Genomic DNA, 18,672 nt, shown 5'->3' on the forward strand with positions numbered 1-18,672 from the left:
GAGAACCATGGCCACAGCAAGATCAGCTCAACACGCTTCTGGCGGACATCGAGCGCGACATCAACGGATTCATCGGGGCGTCGATCGTCGACCTGGAATCAGGGCTGCCGCTCGCCTCGAGCTCCGTCCGTCCGGACTTCGACCTCGAGGTCGCGAGCGCGTTCAACAGCGAGATCGTGAAGAACAAGAAGCGCACGATCGATGCCCTCGCATCGATGGCGAGCTCGAGACATGCTGCTGACGCTGAACACGCAGCTGCACCTGCTCAAGATGCTCGACGACGATCTGTTCATCTACCTGGCCGCCGATCGCCAGGCCACGAACCTCGCCCTGCTGCGACTCCTCGGTGAACCGCCGGGTCGCCGCCCTCGGCGCGTGATCCATGAGCCGTGGGGAGCGGCCTCGGGAGAGGGCGACAGCGAAAGACCGGTCCCGGGGAGCGGGACGATGAGGCGCCCCCGACGCCGACGGACCGACCTGCCTCAGCGGTACGGGTGATCTTCGCCGGTCCGGTGGGCGCGGCAAGACGACCGCGGTCCGCGCTCTGAGCGACGTCGCGCCGGTGGACACCGACGTGCCGATGTCGTTCGCGAGCGGTGACGGCAAGACCACCACGACGGTCGGGCTCGACTACGGGACCTGGCGGCCGACGCCCGAGGTCTCCATCGCGCTCATCGGCATCCCGGGGCAGCAGCGCTTTGCGTCGGCACGGCAGCGCGTCTCGATCCCGGGCACCGGGTGCTGCTCTGGCTGCGCGGCGACCGCGACACCCTCGTCGCCGACGCCGACGAGTGGCTGGACGTTCTCGCGGGCGAGGAGCATCGCGTCGTGATCGCCGTCAGCCACACCGCCGGACGAGCGATCGGCGATATCCGGCGCGCGCTCTGCCGCCCCCCTCGCGCGACACGGCATCCCCCGCCTCGCGCGTCCTCGCGGCCGACGCGCGCGAACCGCGACAGGCGTGATGCGTGTCGCCGGCGCCGCTCTCGATCTTCCGGAGGAGAAGCCATGACCGGACCCGCCCGGCGGCACGACGCCGCCGCGACGCCCGATCCGTCCCGCATGCACCCCGACGTCGCCGGCAACTGGGCCCTGTGGTCGCGCATCGTCGGCCCGGTCGGCGCAGACCCGTCTGCAGTTTGGAGGAGCGCTTCCCCGAGCTGACGACCCGCGGTCCTCGGCACGGCGACGGCCTCCACATCGCCTCGCTCGGCGTCGACAGGACGGCGGCGAGCAGCTCGCGGCGATGAACGGCTCCCTGTTCGGGGTCGCGCGAGCCGAAGCCGAGTCATCGCCGGCGGGACGGAGCCGACCCTGTCGGCCATCGTGTCGCTGTCCATCGGAGAGAACCAGATGCCCTGCTGAGCTTCCTCCTCGCGCCGTATGGCCAGCTCCTGCTCTCGGTGTCGGCCTCGTCGTCGCAGCTCGGGACCGTGATCGTGCACGCGCGCTCCACGGCGTACGAGCTGCTCACCGCGCTCGGGGTCACGGGATCGGCGACATGACGCAGATGGATTGATCGAAGCACCATGAATCCCACGCCGCGGCTCGAACCCTCTCTCGTTCCCGACGCGGCGGACCCCGACGCGGTCTACCTGACGTTCGTGGAATGGGCGGAGTCGACCGGTATCCGCCTCTACCCCGCGCAGGACGAGGCGCTCATCGAGATCGTCTCCGGCGCGAACGTCATCCTGTCCACGCCGACGGGCACCGGAAAGTCGCTCGTCGCGGTCGGAGCCCACTTCGCGGCGATGGTCGGCGGCCGCCGCAGACTACTACACGGCGCCGATCAAGGCCCTCGTCAGCGAGAAGTTCTTCGCGCTGGCAGAGGTGTTCGGCGCCGAGAACGTGGGCATGGTGACGGGAGACTCCGCCGTGAACGCGGACGCCCCCATCATCTGCTGCACCGCCGAGATCCTCGCGAACCTGGCGCTGCGGCAGGGTGATGCCGCCGACGTCGGCCTCGTCGTCATGGACGAGTTCCACTTCTACGGCGACCCGGACCGGCGGGTGGGCCTGGCAGGTGCCGCTCCTCGAGCTCCCCCAGGCCCAGTTCGTGCTGATGTCGCCACCCTCGGCGACGTCACCACCCTCGCCGCCGACCTGACGCGTCGCACAGGACGGGAGACCGCCTCGGTCACGGAGTGGAGCGCCCGGTCCCGCTGCACTTCTTCTACGAGACGACGCCCATCCACGAGACCATCGACGACCTGCTGAACACGGGACAGGCCCCGGTCTACATCGTGCACTTCTCGCAGGCGGCCGCCATGGAGCGGGCCCAGGCCCTGTCGAGCACGAAGGTCGCGACGCGTGAGCAGCGGGACGAGATCGCCGCCCTCATCGGCGGCTTCCGCTTCACGACGGCGTTCGGCAAGACGCTCTCCCGCTTCCCTCCGGGCCGGCATCGGCGTGCACCACGCCGGCATGCTGCCGAAGTACCGCCGGCTCGTCGAACAGCTGGCCCAGCGCGGTCCTCCTGCGCGTGATCTGCGGCACCGACACGCTCGGCGTGGGCATCAACGTCCCCATCCGGACCGTGCTGCTCACCGCGCTGACGAAGTTCGACGGCACCCGGATGCGCCAGCTCAACGCCCGGGAGTTCCATCAGATCGCGGGGCGGGCCGGACGCGCCGGCTACGACACCGCTGGTACCGTCGTCGCCCAGGCGCCCGAGCACGAGACGGAGAACCTCGCCGCGATCCGCATGGCCGGCGACGACCCGAAGAAGAAGCGGAAGATCATCCGCAAGAAGGCCCCGGACGGGTTCGTGTCGTGGGAGAGCCGTCGTTCCGGAAGCTCATCGATGCGACGCCGGAGACCCTGACCTCGCACATGCAGATCACCAGCGCGATGCTGCTCAACGTCATCGCCCGGGGCGATGATGTGTTCGGGAACGTCCGCCGGCTCGTCTTCGACAACCATGAGCCGCGCGCCCGGCAGCGTGCGCTCGCCCTCCGCGCCCTCGCGATCTTCCGGACGCTCCGGGAATCGGGCGTCGTGGAGACGTTCGACACGGGCGTGCCCGGAGCACCGAAGGGGGTCAGGCTCACGGTCGACCTGCAGCCCAACTTCGCGCTCAACCAGCCGCTGTCCCCCTTCGCCCTCGCGGCGTTCGATCTGCTGGACCCTTCGACGGGCTCAGGGACCCAGGAAGGCTCAGGACCCACCCTTCGACAGGCTCAGGGACCAGGAAGGCTCAGGGACCCACCCTTCGACAGGCTCAGGGGCCCAGGAAGGCTCAGGGACCCAGGTGGGGACGGGGTCGTACGCGCTGGACATGATCTCGATCGTCGAGGCGACGCTGGACGATCCGCGCGCCGTACTCAGCCAGCAGGAGTTCCTCGCGCGGGGCGAGGCGGTCGCCGCGATGAAGCGCGAGGGCATCGAGTACGACGAGCGCATGGAGCTCCTCGAAGGGATCACGTACCCGAAGCCCCTGGAGGAGCTCCTCGACGCCGCCTTCGAGACGTTCAGCGCTGCGCAACCGTGGATCCGGGACTTCGCCCTGCACCCGAAGTCCGTCGTCCGTGACATGTACGAGCGGGCCATGTCGTTCGGCGAGTACGTCGCGTTCTACAAGATCGCCCGCTCCGAGGGCGTCGTCCTGCGGTACCTGTCGGACGCGTACCGCGCCGCCTCCCAGACGATCCCCGAGGAGCGGAAGGACGAGGACCTCCACGACCTCATCGCCTGGCTCGGCGAGCTCGTGCGCCAGATCGACTCCAGCCTGCTCGACGAGTGGAGCGAGCTGACCGCAGGGACCGCCGCCCGCGGCGAGACCGACGAGCCGATCGTCCCGCCCGCACCGAAGCGCCTCACGAGCAACACCCGCGCCTTCCGCACGCTCGTCCGCAACGAACTCTTCCGGCGCGTGCAGCTCGCCGCGCGTGAGGACGTGGATGCGCTGGCCGAGCTCGACCCGTCGTTCGGCGCCGCCGCCTGGTCGGCCGCGCTGGATGCGTACTTCGCCGAGCACGACGACATCGGCACCGGACCGGACGCCCGCAGCTCCCGCATGCTGCTGCTCACCGAGGGTCCGACCGCCTGGACGGCGCGGCAGATCATCGACGACCCCGCCGGCGACCACGACTGGGGCATCAGCGCCACCGTCGACCTCGCCGCGTCCGACGAAGCGGGCGAGGCGGTCGTCACGGTGACGGCGGTCGACCGGCTGTGAGCGATGCGGGCCCCGTCAGGCCTGCATGACAGCGAGCACGTTCCCCGCCGGGTCGCGGAACCACGCGATGTCCGGCCCCTGCCCGTTCCCGCGGACGATGCCGCGGGAGTCCGACGGGAACTCGTCGTCGCCGTAGATCTTCGTCTGCACGCCGCGCTCGTTGAGCTCCTCGACCGCGGCGTCGACGTCCGCCACCGGGAAGTTCAGGACCGTGAAGCTCGCCGGGGTGTGGTTCGGTTTCGCGTAGACGAGGATCGACCCGCCGCGGGCCAGGCGCAGATCGAGGAATCCCATCGCGTTGACCTCGACGTCGAGCCCGAGGGTCGTGCCGTAGAACTCTTTCGCCGCGTCGATGTCGTCGACGCTGAAACCGCTGAACGCGTTCTCCGCTGTGAAGGCTGCCATGCCCCCAGCATCCGCCTCCGCACGCGCCGTGTCGAGCCCCTCTCACACGGCCGCTCGGACGAGCCTGCCCACGAGGTCGACGTAGTCCACCCCGGCCGCCGCGAACATCCGCGGCACCTGGGAGGCGGCGGTCAGCCCCGGCATCGTGTTCACCTCGTTGAGCACAGGGCCCTCGTCCGTGAGGAAGAAGTCCATCCGGGCGACGCCGTCGCACCCCAGGGCATCGAACATCGCGATCGCCGCGCGCTTGAGCGCCGTCGTGGCGGCTGTATCGAGCTGCGCGGGAACCGTGAAGCGGGCCGTGCCGTCGTACTTCGTCGCGGTGTCGAAGAGCCCGGGCGCGTGGATCTCCAGGGGCGGGGCGGCCCACCGCACCCCGCCCTTCTCCCGCAGCACGGCGACGTCGATCTCCCGTGCATGCACGACCTCCTCGACCAGGATCCGCCGGTCGAACCGCGCTGCCCCCCGCAGCGCCGTGAGCAGGTCGCCCTCCTCCGTCACCAGGCTCACGCCGTGGCTTGAGCCGGCCGTGACCGGCTTGACCACGACCGCGCCGTCGAACTCCACATCGCCGATGTCCTCCGCGGCGACCAGTCGCCCCCTGGCGGTCCGCAGCCCCACGGCCTGGGCCACCAGCTTCGTGGCCCATTTGTCCATGCCGATCGCCCCCGCCCCCAGCGCGGATCCGACCACGGGGACCCCGGCGAGCGCGCACAGCGCCGCGAGGGCGCCGTCCTCCCCGAGCGCCCCGTGCACGGCCGGGAACACGACGTCGCTCGCCGCGAGCAGCGGCAGGGCCTGCTGCAACGATGCCGCCGGACTCACGCCGGGCGGGATGCCGTCCGTCCGCCAGACGCCGTCGCGATCGATCGTCACGGCCGTGACGCTGTGTCCGCCCAGCCGCAGCGCCGCAGCGACCGCCGCGGCCGACGCGAGCGACACCTCGTGCTCCGGGTTCTGTCCCCCTCCGATGACCAGGACCTGCTTCGTCATGCGACGCTCCTCCTCACTCGCGGGCCGATGCCCGTGACGATGGTGTGCGGGATCGTGCCCGCCCACCGTGCCCAGTCCTGCACCGACGGCACCGCGCCGCCGTCCGGCCCGAACACCGACGCGACCGCTCCCCGCGGGAGCGCCCTCCCCCCGGTGTCGACGACGATCTGATCCATCGACACCCTCCCGACGATGAGGTGCCGTTCCCCTCCGATCTCCACCCCCGCACCCGGCCCGACCTCCCGCGGGATGCCGTCCGCGTACCCGACGCCCACGACGCTCAGGTGCGTGGCCGTCGCCGTCGTGTGCGTGCCCCCGTAGCCCACGACGGTTCCGGCCGGCACGGCGGCGCTGTGCACCACGGGCGCGGTGAACCGGGAGGCCCCGACCAACGACACCGTCTCGGACGGGTCGATCCCCACGAGGGCGGCCCCCACCCGCACCATGTCGAAGTGCGTGGCGGGGTCCGTGAGAGCCCCCGACGTCGCCGCGAGGTGCACGAGCAGCGGTCCGAACCCGGCGCGCAGGACCGCGTCCCTCCCCTGGCGCATCCGCAGCACCGCGGCCGCGTTCGCCCGCGGATCCGCGGCGTCCGCGCAGGGGAGGTGCCCCATCACCCCGACGACATCGATCCGTCCGCGGGCCGCCCTCGCCGTGCGCAGCAGAGTGTCCCAGTCCTCCACGGGGCACCCTCCGCGCGCCATCCCGGTGTCGAGGTGCAGGTGCACCCGCACGGAAGCTGTGGCATCGGCCGCGAGCTGGCGCAGCTCCTCGACGGAGCCCACGGCCACGTCGACCCGCGCAGCGGCCGCGAGCGGCGCGTCGATGCCCGCCGGATGTAGCCAGGCGAGGATCGGCACGCGCAGGCCGGCGTCGCGCAGCGCGACCCCCTCGGCGACGTCGGTGACCCCGAGCCACTCGGCTCCCGCGGCCACGGCGGCGGTCGCCACCGCCACCATGCCGTGACCGTAGGCGTCGGCCTTGACCACGGCCATGACGGGAACCGCAGCGGCGGCCCGCACGCGGCGGAGGTTCTCGGCGACGGCACCCGGAAGGGTGGACAGGGTCGGTGCGTGCAGGCGGGACAGGGTCGCCCCCTCCGGGAGCACCGCGGTCATCGCTGCATCCTCGGGTCTTCGGTGGCATCGGCGTACTGTGCGGGGCAGCCGTCCTCGACAGCCTCCGGTCGCAGCTCGTAGTGCCAGGACTCGTTGGCGTAGGTCTGGCAGAGCCCGTAGCGCCAGCCGCGCTGGGCGAGCCAGTCGAGGGTGGGGAGCGGACCGAGGTCGACCGCGTCGCCGGAGACGTGCGCCGAGGTCTCGGCGGTCGCCACCCAACGGCGCGCCTCCTCCTCCGAGCCGTAGTCGTCGATGGCGTCGCGGAGCAGCTGCTCCTGCAGCGTGGCCGACCGCCATCCGCTGTTCACGACGAAGGTGACCCCGTCGGCCTCGGCATCGGAGGCGGCACGCTGGAGGGCGTCGAGCAGCGCGGGGTCGAGGTTGCCGACGGCGATCCTGTCGACGTCGAAGACCGTCGGCTGATCGCCGTCGCGGATCACGCCGTCCGCCTCGCTCGGGGCGAGCACCGATCCGGTGGTCGGCGGATGCGGATCGGTGTCGGAGCCGGAGGAGCCGGTGGTGGCGGGCGTGACGATCGGGGCGGTCTCGGCGAACGCGGCCGAGAGCGACTGCTGCACGGCGACGGCGGCGACCACGGCGAGTGCCAGCACGGAGGCCGTGGTGGCGATCCGCCGACGGCGCCGTGCCCGGACGGCTCGGGGGGTGTGGAGGTCGTTCATGCTTCCAGTGAAGAGAGGACGCGGTTGCCAGGGCGTATGGCGTTTTCCATACACCGCCGATATGCCGCACTGCGTAGGATCGCTGCCATGCGTGTGCTGATCGTCGAGGACGAGCCCTACCTCGCCGAGGCGGTCCGCGACGGGCTGCGGCTCGAGGCGATCGCGGCCGACATCGCCGGCGACGGCGACACCGCGCTCGAGCTCCTGAGCATCAACGCGTACGACATCGCGATCCTCGACCGCGACGTGCCGGGGCCGTCCGGCGATGACATCGCGCGCTGGATCGTCGCCTCGGGCAGCGGCATCCCCATCCTCATGCTCACGGCCGCCGACCGGCTGGACGACAAGGCCTCCGGGTTCGAGCTCGGCGCCGACGACTACCTCACCAAGCCGTTCGAGCTGCGGGAGCTGGTGCTGCGGCTGCGCGCCCTCGATCGCCGCCGCCAGCGCGCGCGACCGCCGGTGCTGGAGATCGCCGGTCTTCGTCTCGACCCGTTCCGCCGCGAGGTCTACCGCGACGGCCGGTACGTCGCCCTCACCCGCAAGCAGTTCGCCGTGCTGGAGGTGCTCGTCGACGCCGAGGGCGGTGTGGTCAGCGCCGAGGAGCTGCTGGAACGGGCGTGGGACGAGAACGCCGACCCGTTCACGAACGCCGTCCGCATCACCGTCTCCTCGCTGCGCAAGCGCCTCGGCGAGCCGTGGCTGATCCTCACGGTGCCCGGCGTCGGCTACCGGATCGGGGCCGACCCGGATGCGTAGGCGGCGCGGGATGAGCGTCCGCCTCAAGCTGACGCTGAGTTACGCGGGCATCGTCGTCGTCTCCGGCCTCCTGCTGCTCGGCGCCGTGGCGCTCTACCTCCTGCGGTACGTCCCGGATGTGCAGATCCCCGTCGTCGAGTTCTTCGTCCCCAACCGCTCGGACCTGATCCGGGCGTTCGTACCCGTCGCCGCGATGGTGATGGTCGCCCTGCTCGCGATCGGTCTCGGCGGCGGGTGGCTGCTCGCCGGCCGGATGCTGGCCCCGCTCGACCGCATCGGCGACGCGGCCCGGCTCGCGGCCCAGGGCTCGCTGTCGCACCGGATCCGCATGGAGGGCCCGAGCGACGAGTTCCGCGACCTCGCCGACGTCTTCGACACCATGCTGGAGCAGCTGGAGGCGCACGTCTCCGAGCAGCAGCGCTTCGCCGCGAACGCCTCGCACGAGCTGCGGACCCCCTTGGCCATCTCGCAGACGCTCCTCGACGTGGCCCGCACCGATCCCGACCGGGACGTCGACGCCCTCATCGACCGGCTCCGCGAGGTGAACACGCGGGCGATCGACCTCACCGAGGCGCTGCTGCTGCTGAGCAGGGCGGATCAGCGCACCTTCTCGCGGACGCTCGTCGACCTGTCGCTCCTGGCCGAGGAGTCCGTCGAGGCCCTCCTCCCGCTCGCCGACCGCCGCGGGGTCGAGGTTGAGGTCTCCGGTGTCCCGGCGACCGTGCTCGGCTCCTCCGCCCTGCTGCCGCAACTCGTCATGAACCTCGTCGCCAACGCGATCGTCCACAACCGGGGCGACGGCGGCGGCTCCGTCGCGGTGCGCACGCACTCCCTCCCGGACGCGGTGGCCCTCGTCGTGGAGAACACCGGTGCGGAGCTCCCCGCCTCCCAGGTCGCCACGCTCGTCGAACCCTTCCAGCGCGGCACCGAGCGCACGCGGGGAGCGGAGCACGCCGGGGTGGGCCTCGGCCTCGCGATCGTCCAGCGCATCACCCAGACACACGGCGGCACCCTCGTGCTGACCCCCCGCACCGGCGGCGGCCTCATCGTGACCGTCTGGTTCCCGCACCCCTATCCCGGCTGACCCGGCTTTCGAATCGCGCGATTCGCCCTGTTTCGGCTCCGGATAGAACCATTCAGGCGATTCGAACGGAGTCGAACGGGCGTCACCAGGGGCTGGGCTCGTAGTCCTTGAGGAAGACGCCGTGGATGTCCTCGCCGGCCTCGCCGCGCACGATCGGGTCGTACACGCGGGCGGCGCCGTCGACCAGGTCGAGCGGGGCGTGGAAGCCCTCCTCCGCGAGCCGGACCTTCGTGTAGTGCGGGCGCTCGTCGGTGATCCAGCCGGTGTCGACGGCGGTCATGAGGATGCCGTCCGTCTCCAGCATCTCCCCCGCGCTCGTACGGGTCAGCATGTTCAGCGCGGCCTTCGCCATGTTCGTGTGCGGGTGGCCTGGACCCTTGTAACGCCGGGAGAACTGCCCCTCCATCGCGGAGACGTTCACGACGTACTTCCGGCGCGACGGCGACGCGGCCATCGACGCCCGCAGCCGGCTGATGAGCAGGAACGGCGCGGTCGTGTTGGCGAGCTGCACCTCGAGCATCTCCAGCGGATCGACCTGATCCACGGACTGCACCCAGCTGTTGACGCGGTTCACGTCCGGCACGAGTCCGCCCGCGTCGATCGCCGTGCCGTCCGCGTGCTTCTCCAGCGAGGACGAGCCCGGTGCCATCGCGAGCCGTGCGAGGTCTTCCGCGGTGAGCGCCTGTCCCCCCTGCTCCGCGACCGTGCCCCCGAGCGCGGCCACCGACAGCAGCGGGTGCGAATCGACCGAGGCCTGCAGCGCCTGCGGGTGCGGGTCGACGGTGTGCCCGAAGGTCTCCATCTCCGGCAGCGGCCCGTCCGGCAGCGGCTGGAGCTCCGCGTCGGCGAGCAGCGAATAGGCTCCCGGCGAGCGGCGGACCGTCTGGGCGGCGTTGTTGATGAGGATGTCGAGGGGCCCCTGCGCGGCGACCGAGTCGGCGAGCCCGATCACCTGGGCCGGGTCGCGGAGGTCGATGCCGACCACGCGCAGCCGGTGCAGCCAGTCGCCCGCATCCGGCAGGGCCGAGAACCGGCGCACCGCGTCGCGCGGGAACCGGGTGGTGATCGTGGTGTGCGCGCCGTCGCGGAGGAGGCGCAGCGCGATGTGCATGCCGATCTTCGCGCGGCCGCCGGTGAGCAGAGCGCGCTTGCCGGTGAGGTCCGTGCGGGCGGTGCGCTTGCCGTGACTGAAGCGCGCGCAGTCAGGGCAGAGCTGGTGGTAGAACGCGTCGACGAGCGTGTACGGCTGCTTGCAGATGTAGCAGTTGCGGGGTTTGAGGAGCTCGCCGGCGATGGGCGCGTCCACCACGCTCGTGGCGAGATCGTTGCCGCGCGTCTCGTCGTCGATGCGGTCGGGAGCGCCGGTGGCGGTGCGGGCGACGACGGCCTTGTCCGCCTCGGCGATCGCGTCCCGGATCTCCTTGCGCCGCACGCGCTTGACCGCCTTGAACATCGCCGCGGTCGCGTGGCGCACGGCCACGAAGTCGGGGTGCTCGTTGTCGATCGTGTGCAGCTCGGCGAGGACGCGCAGCGTCGTGGCGAGGTCGTCGGGGTCGATGCCGGGGCCCAGGTCGGGAGTGGCGTCGGGCGCGTCGGTCATTGGGCCGATTTTACGCGACAGTCCTCGGGGTCTCCTGCCGTGTGGGGTGCCGGGCGCCGCGCGGCTACGCTGGGTCCGGACGGAAGGGATGAGATGAGGAAGGCCGGCACGCTGAGGATCGTCGCTTTCGTGTGCCTCGCTCTCGCCGTCATCGGGACGGTCGCATCCTTCTCGGTCGTCCGGGCGGGCGGCGCCGACGGCGCCGTGTACCTCGGCGTGAACATCCTGCTGGCGGTGCTGGGAATCGTGCTGCTCATCGTCGGGGCACGTCGCCGACCCGGCGCCTCCCCTGGCGAATCCGGCGACTAGCACTCGCACGGCCACCGCTGCCATGGCTCCCGCCGTCCTCGAGGAACGGCAGCGGGTCTCCTGCTCTGTCCGATCCCCGGCGTAGGGTCGACGCATGAGCAGCGCAGAATCCTTCCCGCACCCCGGCGTCGTCCCCTCCTACCTGCTCGCGCGCCTGGCCGAGTCGGGTCGCTTCCCCAAGGCCGCGGCCGCCGCCCGGCAGACGCTCACCGCCGGGCGCCCGCCCTTCCGCGCCCGCATCGACCTCTCCATCGACGAGAACGGCGACCTCGTCGCGCAGCTCTCCGATGCGCCGAACCGCACGATCAGCGACGCCGGCAACACGCAGCAGCTCCCGGGGGCCGTGGTCCGCACGGAAGACGACGAGCCGGTCGCCGACACCGCCGTCAACGAGGCGTTCGACGGCCTGGGCGCGACGTTCGAGATGCTGCTCTCCGCGTTCGGCCGCAACTCGCTCGACGACGCCGGCGCTCCCCTCGACGCGACCGTCCATTACGGCGTCGACTACGACAACGCGTTCTGGGACGGCGAGCGCATGGTGTTCGGCGACGGCGACGGCGAGGTGTTCCAGCACTTCACCGGATCGCTCACCGTGATCGGGCATGAGCTCGCCCACGGCGTCGTGCAGCACACGGCGAACCTGGAGTATCAGGGCCAGCCGGGCGCACTGAACGAGTCCGTCGCCGACGTGTTCGGCGCCCTCACCGAGCAGTACGCGCTGGGGCAGTCCACCGACCAGGCGAGCTGGCTCATCGGGGCGGAGATCTTCACCGACGCCGTGGAGGGGTCGGCTCTGCGCTCCATGATCGCGCCGGGCACGGCCTACGACGACGACGAACTCGGGAAAGACCCGCAGCCCGACCACATGAGCGGGTTCGTGCGCACGACCGAGGACAACGGAGGCGTGCACATCAACTCCGGCATCCCGAACCGCGCCTTCGCCCTCTTCGCCCTCGACCTCGGCGGCAACGCCTGGGAGCGCGCCGGCACGGTCTGGTACCGGGCGCTCACCGGCGGCCTGTCGAGCACCGCGAACTTCACGGACTTCGCCGACGCCACGGTCGCCGCAGCGGCCACGGTCGATCAGGAGACGGTCGCCGCGGCTCGACGTGCCTGGACGACCGTGGGAGTCTATGAGGATGACCGAGGACCCGACGCCGCCTGACGCCCCCGTCGTCATCGCCGTCGTGCGCTCGGGAGGGCTCGCCGGCATCCGTCGCCAGTGGCGCGTGGAGGCCGAGCCGCCGGACGCCGAGGAGTGGATCGGCCTCATCGACAGCTGCCCCTGGGACGACGACGTCGACACGGAGCCGGGGGCCGACCGGTTCGTGTGGAGCATCCGCGCCCGCACCCCCTCCGAGCGCCGGGAGCGGGAGCTGCCCGACTCCGCCGTGGACGGTCCGTGGCGCGCCCTCGTCGATGCCGTGCGGGAGGCCGCTCGCGACGCGTGAGCCCGCGGTCGCAGAGTCGCACTCCCGTCACAGGAACCCACGGATCCCTGCGACCTCGGTGGGAAACCGCGACCCCGCGCCGCCCGGGGGGTGACAATGGACACATGGGACTCTTCCAGCAGCGACCCGAGGAAGAAGAGAAGCAGTGGGGACTCCCCTCTGAACCTCTCGAGAGCTCGCCCGCAGACACGCTCGACGCCGCGCCGGCGCTCGACCCGCTGACCCTCGGCCTCGACACCCCCTCCTCGGTGAGCTCGATCGTGTTCCCGGTCGCCCCGCCCGCTCCCGAGGCCGAGAGCACCGAGAACGCCGACCCCGAGGACTGACCCCGCACGGCGTCGCACTCTCCCACTCCCGTCGCAGGTTCCGCGGGAATCCGTGCGACCGCGGCGCGAAAGTGCGTCCGCGGCCAGCGATACGGTGGACGGATGACCATCACCGCCGCCGCAGACGGCTCCGCCCTGGGCAACCCCGGCCCGAACGGCTGGGCCTGGTACATCGACGACGCGAACTGGGCGGCCGGCGGCTCCCCGCACGGCACGAACAACCAGGGCGAGCTCCGCGCCGTCCTCGAACTGCTCCGGGCGACGGCCGGCACCGACGAGAAGCTGCTGATCGAGTGCGACAGCCGTTACGTGATCGACTCCGTGACGAAGTGGATGCCGGGCTGGAAGCGCCGCGGATGGCGGAAGTCCGACGGCGGGCCCGTGCTGAACCGCGACCTCCTCGAGGGGATCGACGAGGCCCTGCGCGGTCGCGACGTCGAGTTCTCCTGGGTCAAGGGCCACGCCGGGCACCCACTGAACGAAGCCGCCGACGAGCGCGCGAACGCCGCCGCCAAGGCCTATCAGCAGAAGCAGGAGCCGCGTCGAGGCCCCGGGTTCACCCGCGCGACCGATGCCGGAGCCGCCGTCGCCGCCTCCGCGCCGGTCGCCGCTGCCGCTACGGAAGCCCCGGCATCCTCCTCCACGGCACCCTCATCCCGCACCACGACGCCCGTCGCGGAGGCGGACTTCGCCCAGCCGCTGTGGGCCGAGACCTCAGACCTCCTCGACGGACTCGACCTCGCCCAGGACGACCCCATCGTGCTCCAGGTCCCGCTGTCCCCCGACGAGCACGCCCGCCTCCGGGACCGCGCCGAAGCGCAGGGCATCACCCTGGAAGAAGCGCTCCGCCGCCTGATCTGACGGAGAGCGCGGGGCGTACACTCGCACCATGTCGACTCCCCGCACCATCGGCCGGATCTTCCTCGGCGCCTCGCTCGTGTTCGCCGGCGTCTCCCACCTCACGTTCGCCCGAGGGGAGTTCCAGGCGCAGGTGCCGGAATCGCTGCCGCTCGATCCGGACACCACGGTGCTCGCGTCCGGCGTCGCCGAGGTCGCACTCGGCTCCGCTCTCCTTCTCGCCCGTCGCCGCCGTCGCTCGGTCGGCACCGTCGCCGCTCTCTTCTTCGCCGCGGTGTTCCCCGGCAACGTGGCCCAGTGGATGCATCATCGCGACGGCTTCGGCCTCGACACCGATATGAAGCGCTTCGTGCGTCTGTTCTTCCAGCCGGCCCTCATCGCGCTGGCTCTGTGGTCCACGCGCGCCCCGCGGCGCTGACCGACCCCGCGAGAACAAACGTTCCCGCGAGAACCGGCCCCCACACTCACCCGCGCCTGAACCCGCGCGGGGGCCTGATGCGGCGTCACCCCGGGTCGGCTCCGTAGACTCGGCGGATGGCGGAAAGGACGAGGCGACGGTGAACAAGCGCACCGTCTTCGGCCTGCTCCGGCTCACCGCCGCCGCCGTCTGCCTCATCGCGCTGATCCACCGCCTCGCGTGGGGACTCGCGTCGAACACCATCGCGAGCCAGAACTTCTTCGCGTATCTGACCAATCAGTCGAACATCGCCTTCGTCGTCCTCCTGACCATCGCCGGAGTCCTCGCGCTGCGGAGAGCCCGCGATCCGCGGTGGCTCACCGTGGCGCTCGCGCTCGTGCTCACCTGGACCATCACCGCCGGACTCGTGTTCGCGATCCTGGTCTGGCAGGCCGGAGTCCGGGGGATCCGCATCGACGTGCCGTGGTCGGATCAGGTGCTGCACTTCTGGCTGCCCGCGGTGACCGTCGCGGCCTGGGCCCTGGCCCCCGGGCATCGGGCGGTGCCGTGGCGGGTGATCCCGGTGACCCTGGCGTACCCGGTTCTGTGGGGCGTCGCGACACTCATCCGCGGACCGCTGATCGGCTGGTACCCGTACTACTTCCTCGACCCGCGGCAGGTGAGCGGTCCCGTCGAGTTCACGGTCTCCTGCGCGATCGCGCTGGCCGTCTTCGCCGCCGTGGCGACCGCGCTCGTGCTCATCAGCCGCCTGCCGGACCCGTGGGACCGCGCTCGTACGGAGCCGCCGCCCGAGGACAGCGCCCCGGCCGAGGCCGCACGTGAGACGGTTCAGGCGTAGAGCGCCAGCGACCCGAGCGCCGCCTCGACGGCCTCGGCCTCCCCGAGCTCCGCGAACTCCCGCGCGGCCGCACCGCCCACGATCCCGACGAGCACGTTCTCGCCGGTCGAGGGGCGGAGGTTGATCCACGTGGGGATCGCGATGTCCTCGCCGACCGCGTGCCAGATCGCCTCGTCGCCGTCCCAGAACGGCTCGTCCCACCGCAGCCAGACCGTCTCGATCGCACCCATGCCGAGCGCGGACACGGCGCCGCGGTTGTCGAACGGCAGCGGCGGATCGAACTCGATGGCCTGCTCCTGCAGCACCCCGAGCGGCACCGTCAGCAGCACCCGGTCGAAGGAGAGGGCCTCGCCGGTGCCGAGGCGCACGCTCACGCCGGTGTCGTCCCACGCGAGACGGGTGACCGGGGAGCTCAGCCCGACCTTCACCCCGTCCAAGGTGCTCTCGATGAACGGGGTCAGATCGTCGCCGACGCCCTGCAGCGCTGCGTCCGGGAGCGGCGGGGCGAACCAGCTCGACAGGTCGGCGGCGTCGGCGCCCGTGCGTGCGGCGAGGAGCGCGAGGAGGGCGGCGGTCGCGGGATCCTCCGGGTCGATGCCGGCCGCCACCAGGGCGTCCGCCACCGAGGAGTCCTGCGGGGCGGACTGCGCCGTGGTCACCGCGGCCTCCACCGGCTGCGGATCCACGGGGTCGACGTCGCCCTCGGCGGAGCGCCACCGCGCCCCGTCGAGGTCGACGAGCTCCATGTCCCCCTCATCGATCGCATCGAGAAGCTCCGCGTCGGCGTCGCCGAACAGCCACGCGCCGAGCTGCACCGGAACCGGCCAGTCGTCGCCCGTGCGGGAGAGGATCCGACCGCCGACGCGGTCGCGCGCTTCGAACACCGTCACCTGCAGGCCGTCCTCCGCGAGCTGCGCCGCGGCGGTCGCCCCGGCGATCCCGGCGCCGATCACGGCCACCCGCTCGCCGTCCTCCGCGGCGACGGTGAGCTCCCGAGCAGCACGGCGGCCCGACCGCAGGGCGCCGCGGACGGTACCCGGCGCCTCGTCGTCGGTCGCCTCGCCCGCGAAGAAGAGCCGGTCGTCGACGGGCTGCGCGAGCGCCGTGCGGGTCGCCGCGAGCACCCCCACGGGAGTGAAGCTCGCGGCGCCCCCGGCGAACGGGTCGGTGGTCCAGGTGCTGCGGATACTGCCGCTCGGAGCGGGGACACCGGGCGGCGGCTCCGGTTCGCGCGTGCGAGTGGGGGTCGGCGTCGGTTCCGGCTCCGGCGTGCAGGAGGCGAGAAGCACCGAGACGGCACCGGCACCGGCGCCGAGGAGCAGGGTACGGCGCGTGATCCTCATCGTGCCGCCACTTTATCCCGCTTTCGCACAGGCAGAAGCGCCGGAACAGGCGGCTCTCCACGAGAACCGCCTGTTCCGGCGCGAGTGCCTGGGTGTCAGACGGACAGCAGCTCCCGCTCCAGCCGCGCGAACGAGGCCTCCATGCCGTCGGCCATGCCGGTGGCGAGGATCATGTCCCGCGTCTCCTTGTCGGGGTACTCGATGAGCACCGTCACGAGGGTCGCGCCGTCCTCCTCGTAGAGGTTGAGGTCATTGAGCGTCTCGGTCGGCATGCCCTGCATCCGCTCGGTGGTGACGGCGCGCTTCGGGGCGTCGATCAGCAGCGCCTCCCCCTCGAATCCGAACGGCTCACCCTCCGTGTCGCCCACGGGCGCCCAGGAGTTCCGGTACGACTGGCCGACCTCGGTCGCCGACACGCACTCGGTCATCTCCCACCCGTCCGGGCCGAGCATCCACTGCCGGATGAGCTCGGGCTCGAAGTGGGCGCGCCACACCAGCTCGCGCGGACCCTCGACGAGGCGGGTGATGCGCACGTGCGTGTCGTCCAGCAGCTCCACCCGCGTGCCCTTGCCCTGCGCGTAGTCGCGGAGGTCCTGCAGCACGGCGTCGAGCTGGGCCATGGCCATCCGGGTGCCCTCCACGGCGCCCATCGCGACGACCTGCTCGAGCGCCTCGGCGGACGTGAAGTGGCTCGTGTTGACCATGCGCGTGCCCTCGGCCGTCGGCTCGAACGTGAACGTCATGCGCATGGAGGGGAGGTTCGCGTCCGGCGTGCCGTCCTCGTCGGCGAACGAGTCGAGCACCGTGAAGCTGCGCGGCGCGTCGATCTCCAGGAACTCCCACGTGCCGGAGGCCTTCTCCCCGCGGGGACCGTTCATCGTGTAGACGGCTCGGCCTCCGACGGTGTGGTCCCACCGGGTGAAGGTGGCCGGCCAGCCGGGAGGACCCCAGAACCGCTCGAGCTGCTGCGGGTCGGTGTAGGCGGCCCAGACGCGCTCGACGGGCGCGGCGAGGTCGGCGACGACGGTCATGGTGAGGTTCTCGGCATCCGTGATGATGTCCGTGACAGGCATGTCAGTCTCCTTGCGATTCGGTGCGTTGACTGCTGGTGGGGCCGGTGGGGGCCGGCTTCCCCGCGGGCGGGGACGGCTCGGCCAGGAGATCGTCGAGCCGGGCGATGCGCGACCGCCACAGCTCTTCGTATCGGGCGAGGAGCGCCCTGGCGCGGGCGATCATCTCGGGGTTCGCGCGGACGAGCCGCTCGCGTCCCTCGGCGCGCTTGACGATGAGGCTCGCCGCCTCGAGCACGGCCACGTGCTTCTGGACCGCGGCGAACGACATCTCGTACTCGGAGGCGAGGGTCGAGACGGACTGCTCCCGCTCGATCGTCCGGCGCAGGATGTCCCGCCGGGTCGACGTCGCCAGTGCGTGGAACACACGGTCGACCTCCGCTTCGCTCAACTCCGTTTGTGCAACCATTTGGTTGTACGTTAAACCCGGGTCGGGAGCGTGTCAAGAGCTTTCCTGTGATTTCCGCCTTTGGATCGGACTAACGGCTTTACACCGGACTACCCGCGGCGAGATCGGACTAAGTCCGATCTAAAGCAGAGTGCTGGGGGCCGCCTCCCTTCGGAGTGGCAATGAAGCCAGCTGCGGTCGCGAGGAAAGTCAGATCGTCAGGCCGACTCATGCAGGACGACGGTCAAAACGCGCGCACATCCAGACCCCGAATACGGATGGTTGGCGGTCGGCAGAACCTGCGCCGAAACCCATACACCACCCGTTTCGGCGCCCTAACGTTTCGGCAGGGGGTTACGGCGGGGCGACGCTCGGCGTGTCGCACTTCCCCAGCACCACCACGGGTGCCCGGCCGCAAACGATCGTTTTCGGTGGTAGCCCGGGCACGACATCAACAGCGAAGTCGAGGATGATTGAGTCGTGGAGATTGAGCTGCTTTATATCGCCGGTTGCCCCAGCTGGGTTGAGGCTGGCCGTCGTGTTTCTGAGGCGCTACGAGAAACAGGCCACGACGAATCGGAGGTTCACTACCGACTCATCCGGACGGAGGAGGACGCGGGCGCAGTCTCGTTCGCGGGCTCCCCCACGATCACCCTGGATGGCAACGATCTCTTTCCGGGGTCGGGGCGAAGCAATGACCTCGCCTGCCGTATTTACAGCACCCCTGCTGGGCTGGCCGGGATGCCAACGGTTGAACAGATTCGAGAGGCGCTCTCCGCTCATGGCGACTGACGAGGACGTTGCGTGCACGTGCTGCGGGCGACATCTGCCACGCAAGAAGCTGCACGCACTCGG

21 protein-coding genes and 1 pseudogene are annotated in these 18,672 nt (G+C 71.2%); 14 read left to right on the plus strand and 8 right to left on the minus strand.

What is annotated here, in order from left to right:
- Positions 1-231: 231 nt before the first annotated feature.
- From AB1285_RS17870 to AB1285_RS17885, 4 genes and pseudogenes are all read left to right on the plus strand, one after another.
- A complete protein-coding gene (locus AB1285_RS17870) occupies positions 232-498 on the plus strand; it encodes a hypothetical protein (protein ID WP_429977577.1) in 267 nt (88 codons plus the stop codon).
- 64 nt (positions 499-562) lie between these two features.
- Positions 563-832, plus strand: a complete 270-nt coding sequence (locus AB1285_RS17875; protein ID WP_429977578.1) for a hypothetical protein — start codon at positions 563-565, stop codon at positions 830-832.
- 176 nt (positions 833-1,008) lie between these two features.
- Positions 1,009-1,164 carry a hypothetical protein gene (locus AB1285_RS17880; protein ID WP_429977579.1) on the plus strand — a complete coding sequence of 52 codons (156 nt, stop codon included), beginning with the start codon at positions 1,009-1,011 and terminating at the stop codon, positions 1,162-1,164.
- Positions 1,165-1,529: 365 nt separating this feature from the next.
- Positions 1,530-4,177: pseudogene (locus AB1285_RS17885) on the plus strand (DEAD/DEAH box helicase).
- 15 nt (positions 4,178-4,192) lie between these two features.
- On the opposite strand, the gene AB1285_RS17890 reads toward AB1285_RS17885, so the two are convergent.
- Genes AB1285_RS17890 through AB1285_RS17905 form a run of 4 tightly spaced genes read right to left on the minus strand, consistent with a single transcriptional unit; the run spans position 4,193 to position 7,373 of the window.
- On the minus strand, positions 4,193-4,582 hold the full coding sequence (locus AB1285_RS17890) for a VOC family protein (protein WP_370428070.1): 390 nt from the start codon (positions 4,580-4,582) through the stop codon (positions 4,193-4,195).
- A gap of 42 nt (positions 4,583-4,624) precedes the next feature.
- Entirely contained in the window at positions 4,625-5,575 is a 951-nt protein-coding gene (locus AB1285_RS17895) for a D-alanine--D-alanine ligase family protein (RefSeq protein ID WP_370428071.1), read from the minus strand.
- Positions 5,572-6,693, minus strand: coding sequence for an alanine racemase (gene alr, locus AB1285_RS17900; RefSeq protein WP_370428072.1), 1,122 nt, complete (start codon positions 6,691-6,693; stop codon positions 5,572-5,574). The genes AB1285_RS17895 and alr overlap by 4 nt, the downstream gene beginning before the upstream one ends.
- The gene (locus tag AB1285_RS17905; protein ID WP_259951900.1) at positions 6,690-7,373 is read right to left on the minus strand and encodes a M15 family metallopeptidase; all 684 of its coding nucleotides are present in this window, start codon (positions 7,371-7,373) and stop codon (positions 6,690-6,692) included. Before AB1285_RS17905 ends, alr begins: the two co-directional genes overlap by 4 nt.
- Positions 7,374-7,460: 87 nt before the next feature.
- Here AB1285_RS17905 and AB1285_RS17910 point away from each other — a divergent pair, with 87 nt between their 5' ends.
- Together AB1285_RS17910 and AB1285_RS17915 are read left to right on the plus strand one after the other, a co-directional pair.
- The gene (locus AB1285_RS17910; protein ID WP_259951898.1) at positions 7,461-8,132 is read left to right on the plus strand and encodes a response regulator transcription factor; all 672 of its coding nucleotides are present in this window, start codon (positions 7,461-7,463) and stop codon (positions 8,130-8,132) included.
- Between the two features lie 10 nt (positions 8,133-8,142).
- Positions 8,143-9,216 carry a sensor histidine kinase gene (locus tag AB1285_RS17915; RefSeq protein ID WP_311198654.1) on the plus strand — a complete coding sequence of 358 codons (1,074 nt, stop codon included), beginning with the start codon at positions 8,143-8,145 and terminating at the stop codon, positions 9,214-9,216.
- A gap of 82 nt (positions 9,217-9,298) precedes the next feature.
- Here AB1285_RS17915 and AB1285_RS17920 read toward each other — a convergent pair whose 3' ends face one another.
- Positions 9,299-10,816, minus strand: a complete 1,518-nt coding sequence (locus AB1285_RS17920) for an SDR family NAD(P)-dependent oxidoreductase (RefSeq protein ID WP_187663018.1) — start codon at positions 10,814-10,816, stop codon at positions 9,299-9,301.
- 93 nt (positions 10,817-10,909) lie between these two features.
- On the opposite strand from AB1285_RS17920, the gene AB1285_RS17925 reads away from it, so the two are divergent.
- The 7 genes from AB1285_RS17925 to AB1285_RS17955 all read left to right on the plus strand — a co-directional run bounded on the left by AB1285_RS17925 (position 10,910) and on the right by AB1285_RS17955 (position 15,016).
- Entirely contained in the window at positions 10,910-11,125 is a 216-nt protein-coding gene (locus AB1285_RS17925) for a hypothetical protein (RefSeq protein ID WP_187663017.1), read from the plus strand.
- A 94-nt stretch (positions 11,126-11,219) separates the two neighbouring features.
- Positions 11,220-12,290 carry a M4 family metallopeptidase gene (locus AB1285_RS17930; protein ID WP_268777426.1) on the plus strand — a complete coding sequence of 357 codons (1,071 nt, stop codon included), beginning with the start codon at positions 11,220-11,222 and terminating at the stop codon, positions 12,288-12,290.
- Complete coding sequence (locus AB1285_RS17935; protein ID WP_187663015.1) at positions 12,265-12,576, plus strand: protealysin inhibitor emfourin; 312 nt, start codon at positions 12,265-12,267, stop codon at positions 12,574-12,576. Before AB1285_RS17930 ends, AB1285_RS17935 begins: the two co-directional genes overlap by 26 nt.
- A gap of 104 nt (positions 12,577-12,680) precedes the next feature.
- Positions 12,681-12,902: a hypothetical protein gene (locus tag AB1285_RS17940; RefSeq protein WP_268777427.1), complete on the plus strand. Its 222-nt coding sequence runs from the start codon at positions 12,681-12,683 to the stop codon at positions 12,900-12,902.
- Between the two features lie 102 nt (positions 12,903-13,004).
- On the plus strand, positions 13,005-13,763 hold the full coding sequence (locus AB1285_RS17945) for a ribonuclease H family protein (protein ID WP_370428073.1): 759 nt from the start codon (positions 13,005-13,007) through the stop codon (positions 13,761-13,763).
- Between the two features lie 28 nt (positions 13,764-13,791).
- Positions 13,792-14,178, plus strand: coding sequence for a DoxX family protein (locus tag AB1285_RS17950; RefSeq protein ID WP_187663012.1), 387 nt, complete (start codon positions 13,792-13,794; stop codon positions 14,176-14,178).
- 139 nt (positions 14,179-14,317) lie between these two features.
- Positions 14,318-15,016, plus strand: a complete 699-nt coding sequence (locus AB1285_RS17955; RefSeq protein ID WP_370428074.1) for a Pr6Pr family membrane protein — start codon at positions 14,318-14,320, stop codon at positions 15,014-15,016.
- Here the strand turns inward: AB1285_RS17955 and AB1285_RS17960 are convergent.
- The 3 genes from AB1285_RS17960 to AB1285_RS17970 form a co-directional block, all read right to left on the minus strand.
- A complete protein-coding gene (locus AB1285_RS17960) occupies positions 15,007-16,359 on the minus strand; it encodes a flavin monoamine oxidase family protein (RefSeq protein ID WP_370428075.1) in 1,353 nt (450 codons plus the stop codon). The genes AB1285_RS17955 and AB1285_RS17960 overlap by 10 nt on opposite strands.
- A 95-nt stretch (positions 16,360-16,454) precedes the next feature.
- Entirely contained in the window at positions 16,455-17,432 is a 978-nt protein-coding gene (locus AB1285_RS17965) for an SRPBCC family protein (RefSeq protein WP_259951878.1), read from the minus strand.
- A 1-nt stretch (position 17,433) separates the two neighbouring features.
- Positions 17,434-17,838 carry an ArsR/SmtB family transcription factor gene (locus AB1285_RS17970; RefSeq protein WP_370428076.1) on the minus strand — a complete coding sequence of 135 codons (405 nt, stop codon included), beginning with the start codon at positions 17,836-17,838 and terminating at the stop codon, positions 17,434-17,436.
- A gap of 459 nt (positions 17,839-18,297) precedes the next feature.
- Here AB1285_RS17970 and AB1285_RS17975 point away from each other — a divergent pair, with 459 nt between their 5' ends.
- Complete coding sequence (locus AB1285_RS17975; RefSeq protein ID WP_029153956.1) at positions 18,298-18,609, plus strand: hypothetical protein; 312 nt, start codon at positions 18,298-18,300, stop codon at positions 18,607-18,609.
- The last annotated feature ends 63 nt before the right edge of the window (positions 18,610-18,672 follow it).

The organism is Microbacterium sp. NRRL B-14842, assembly GCF_050470785.1.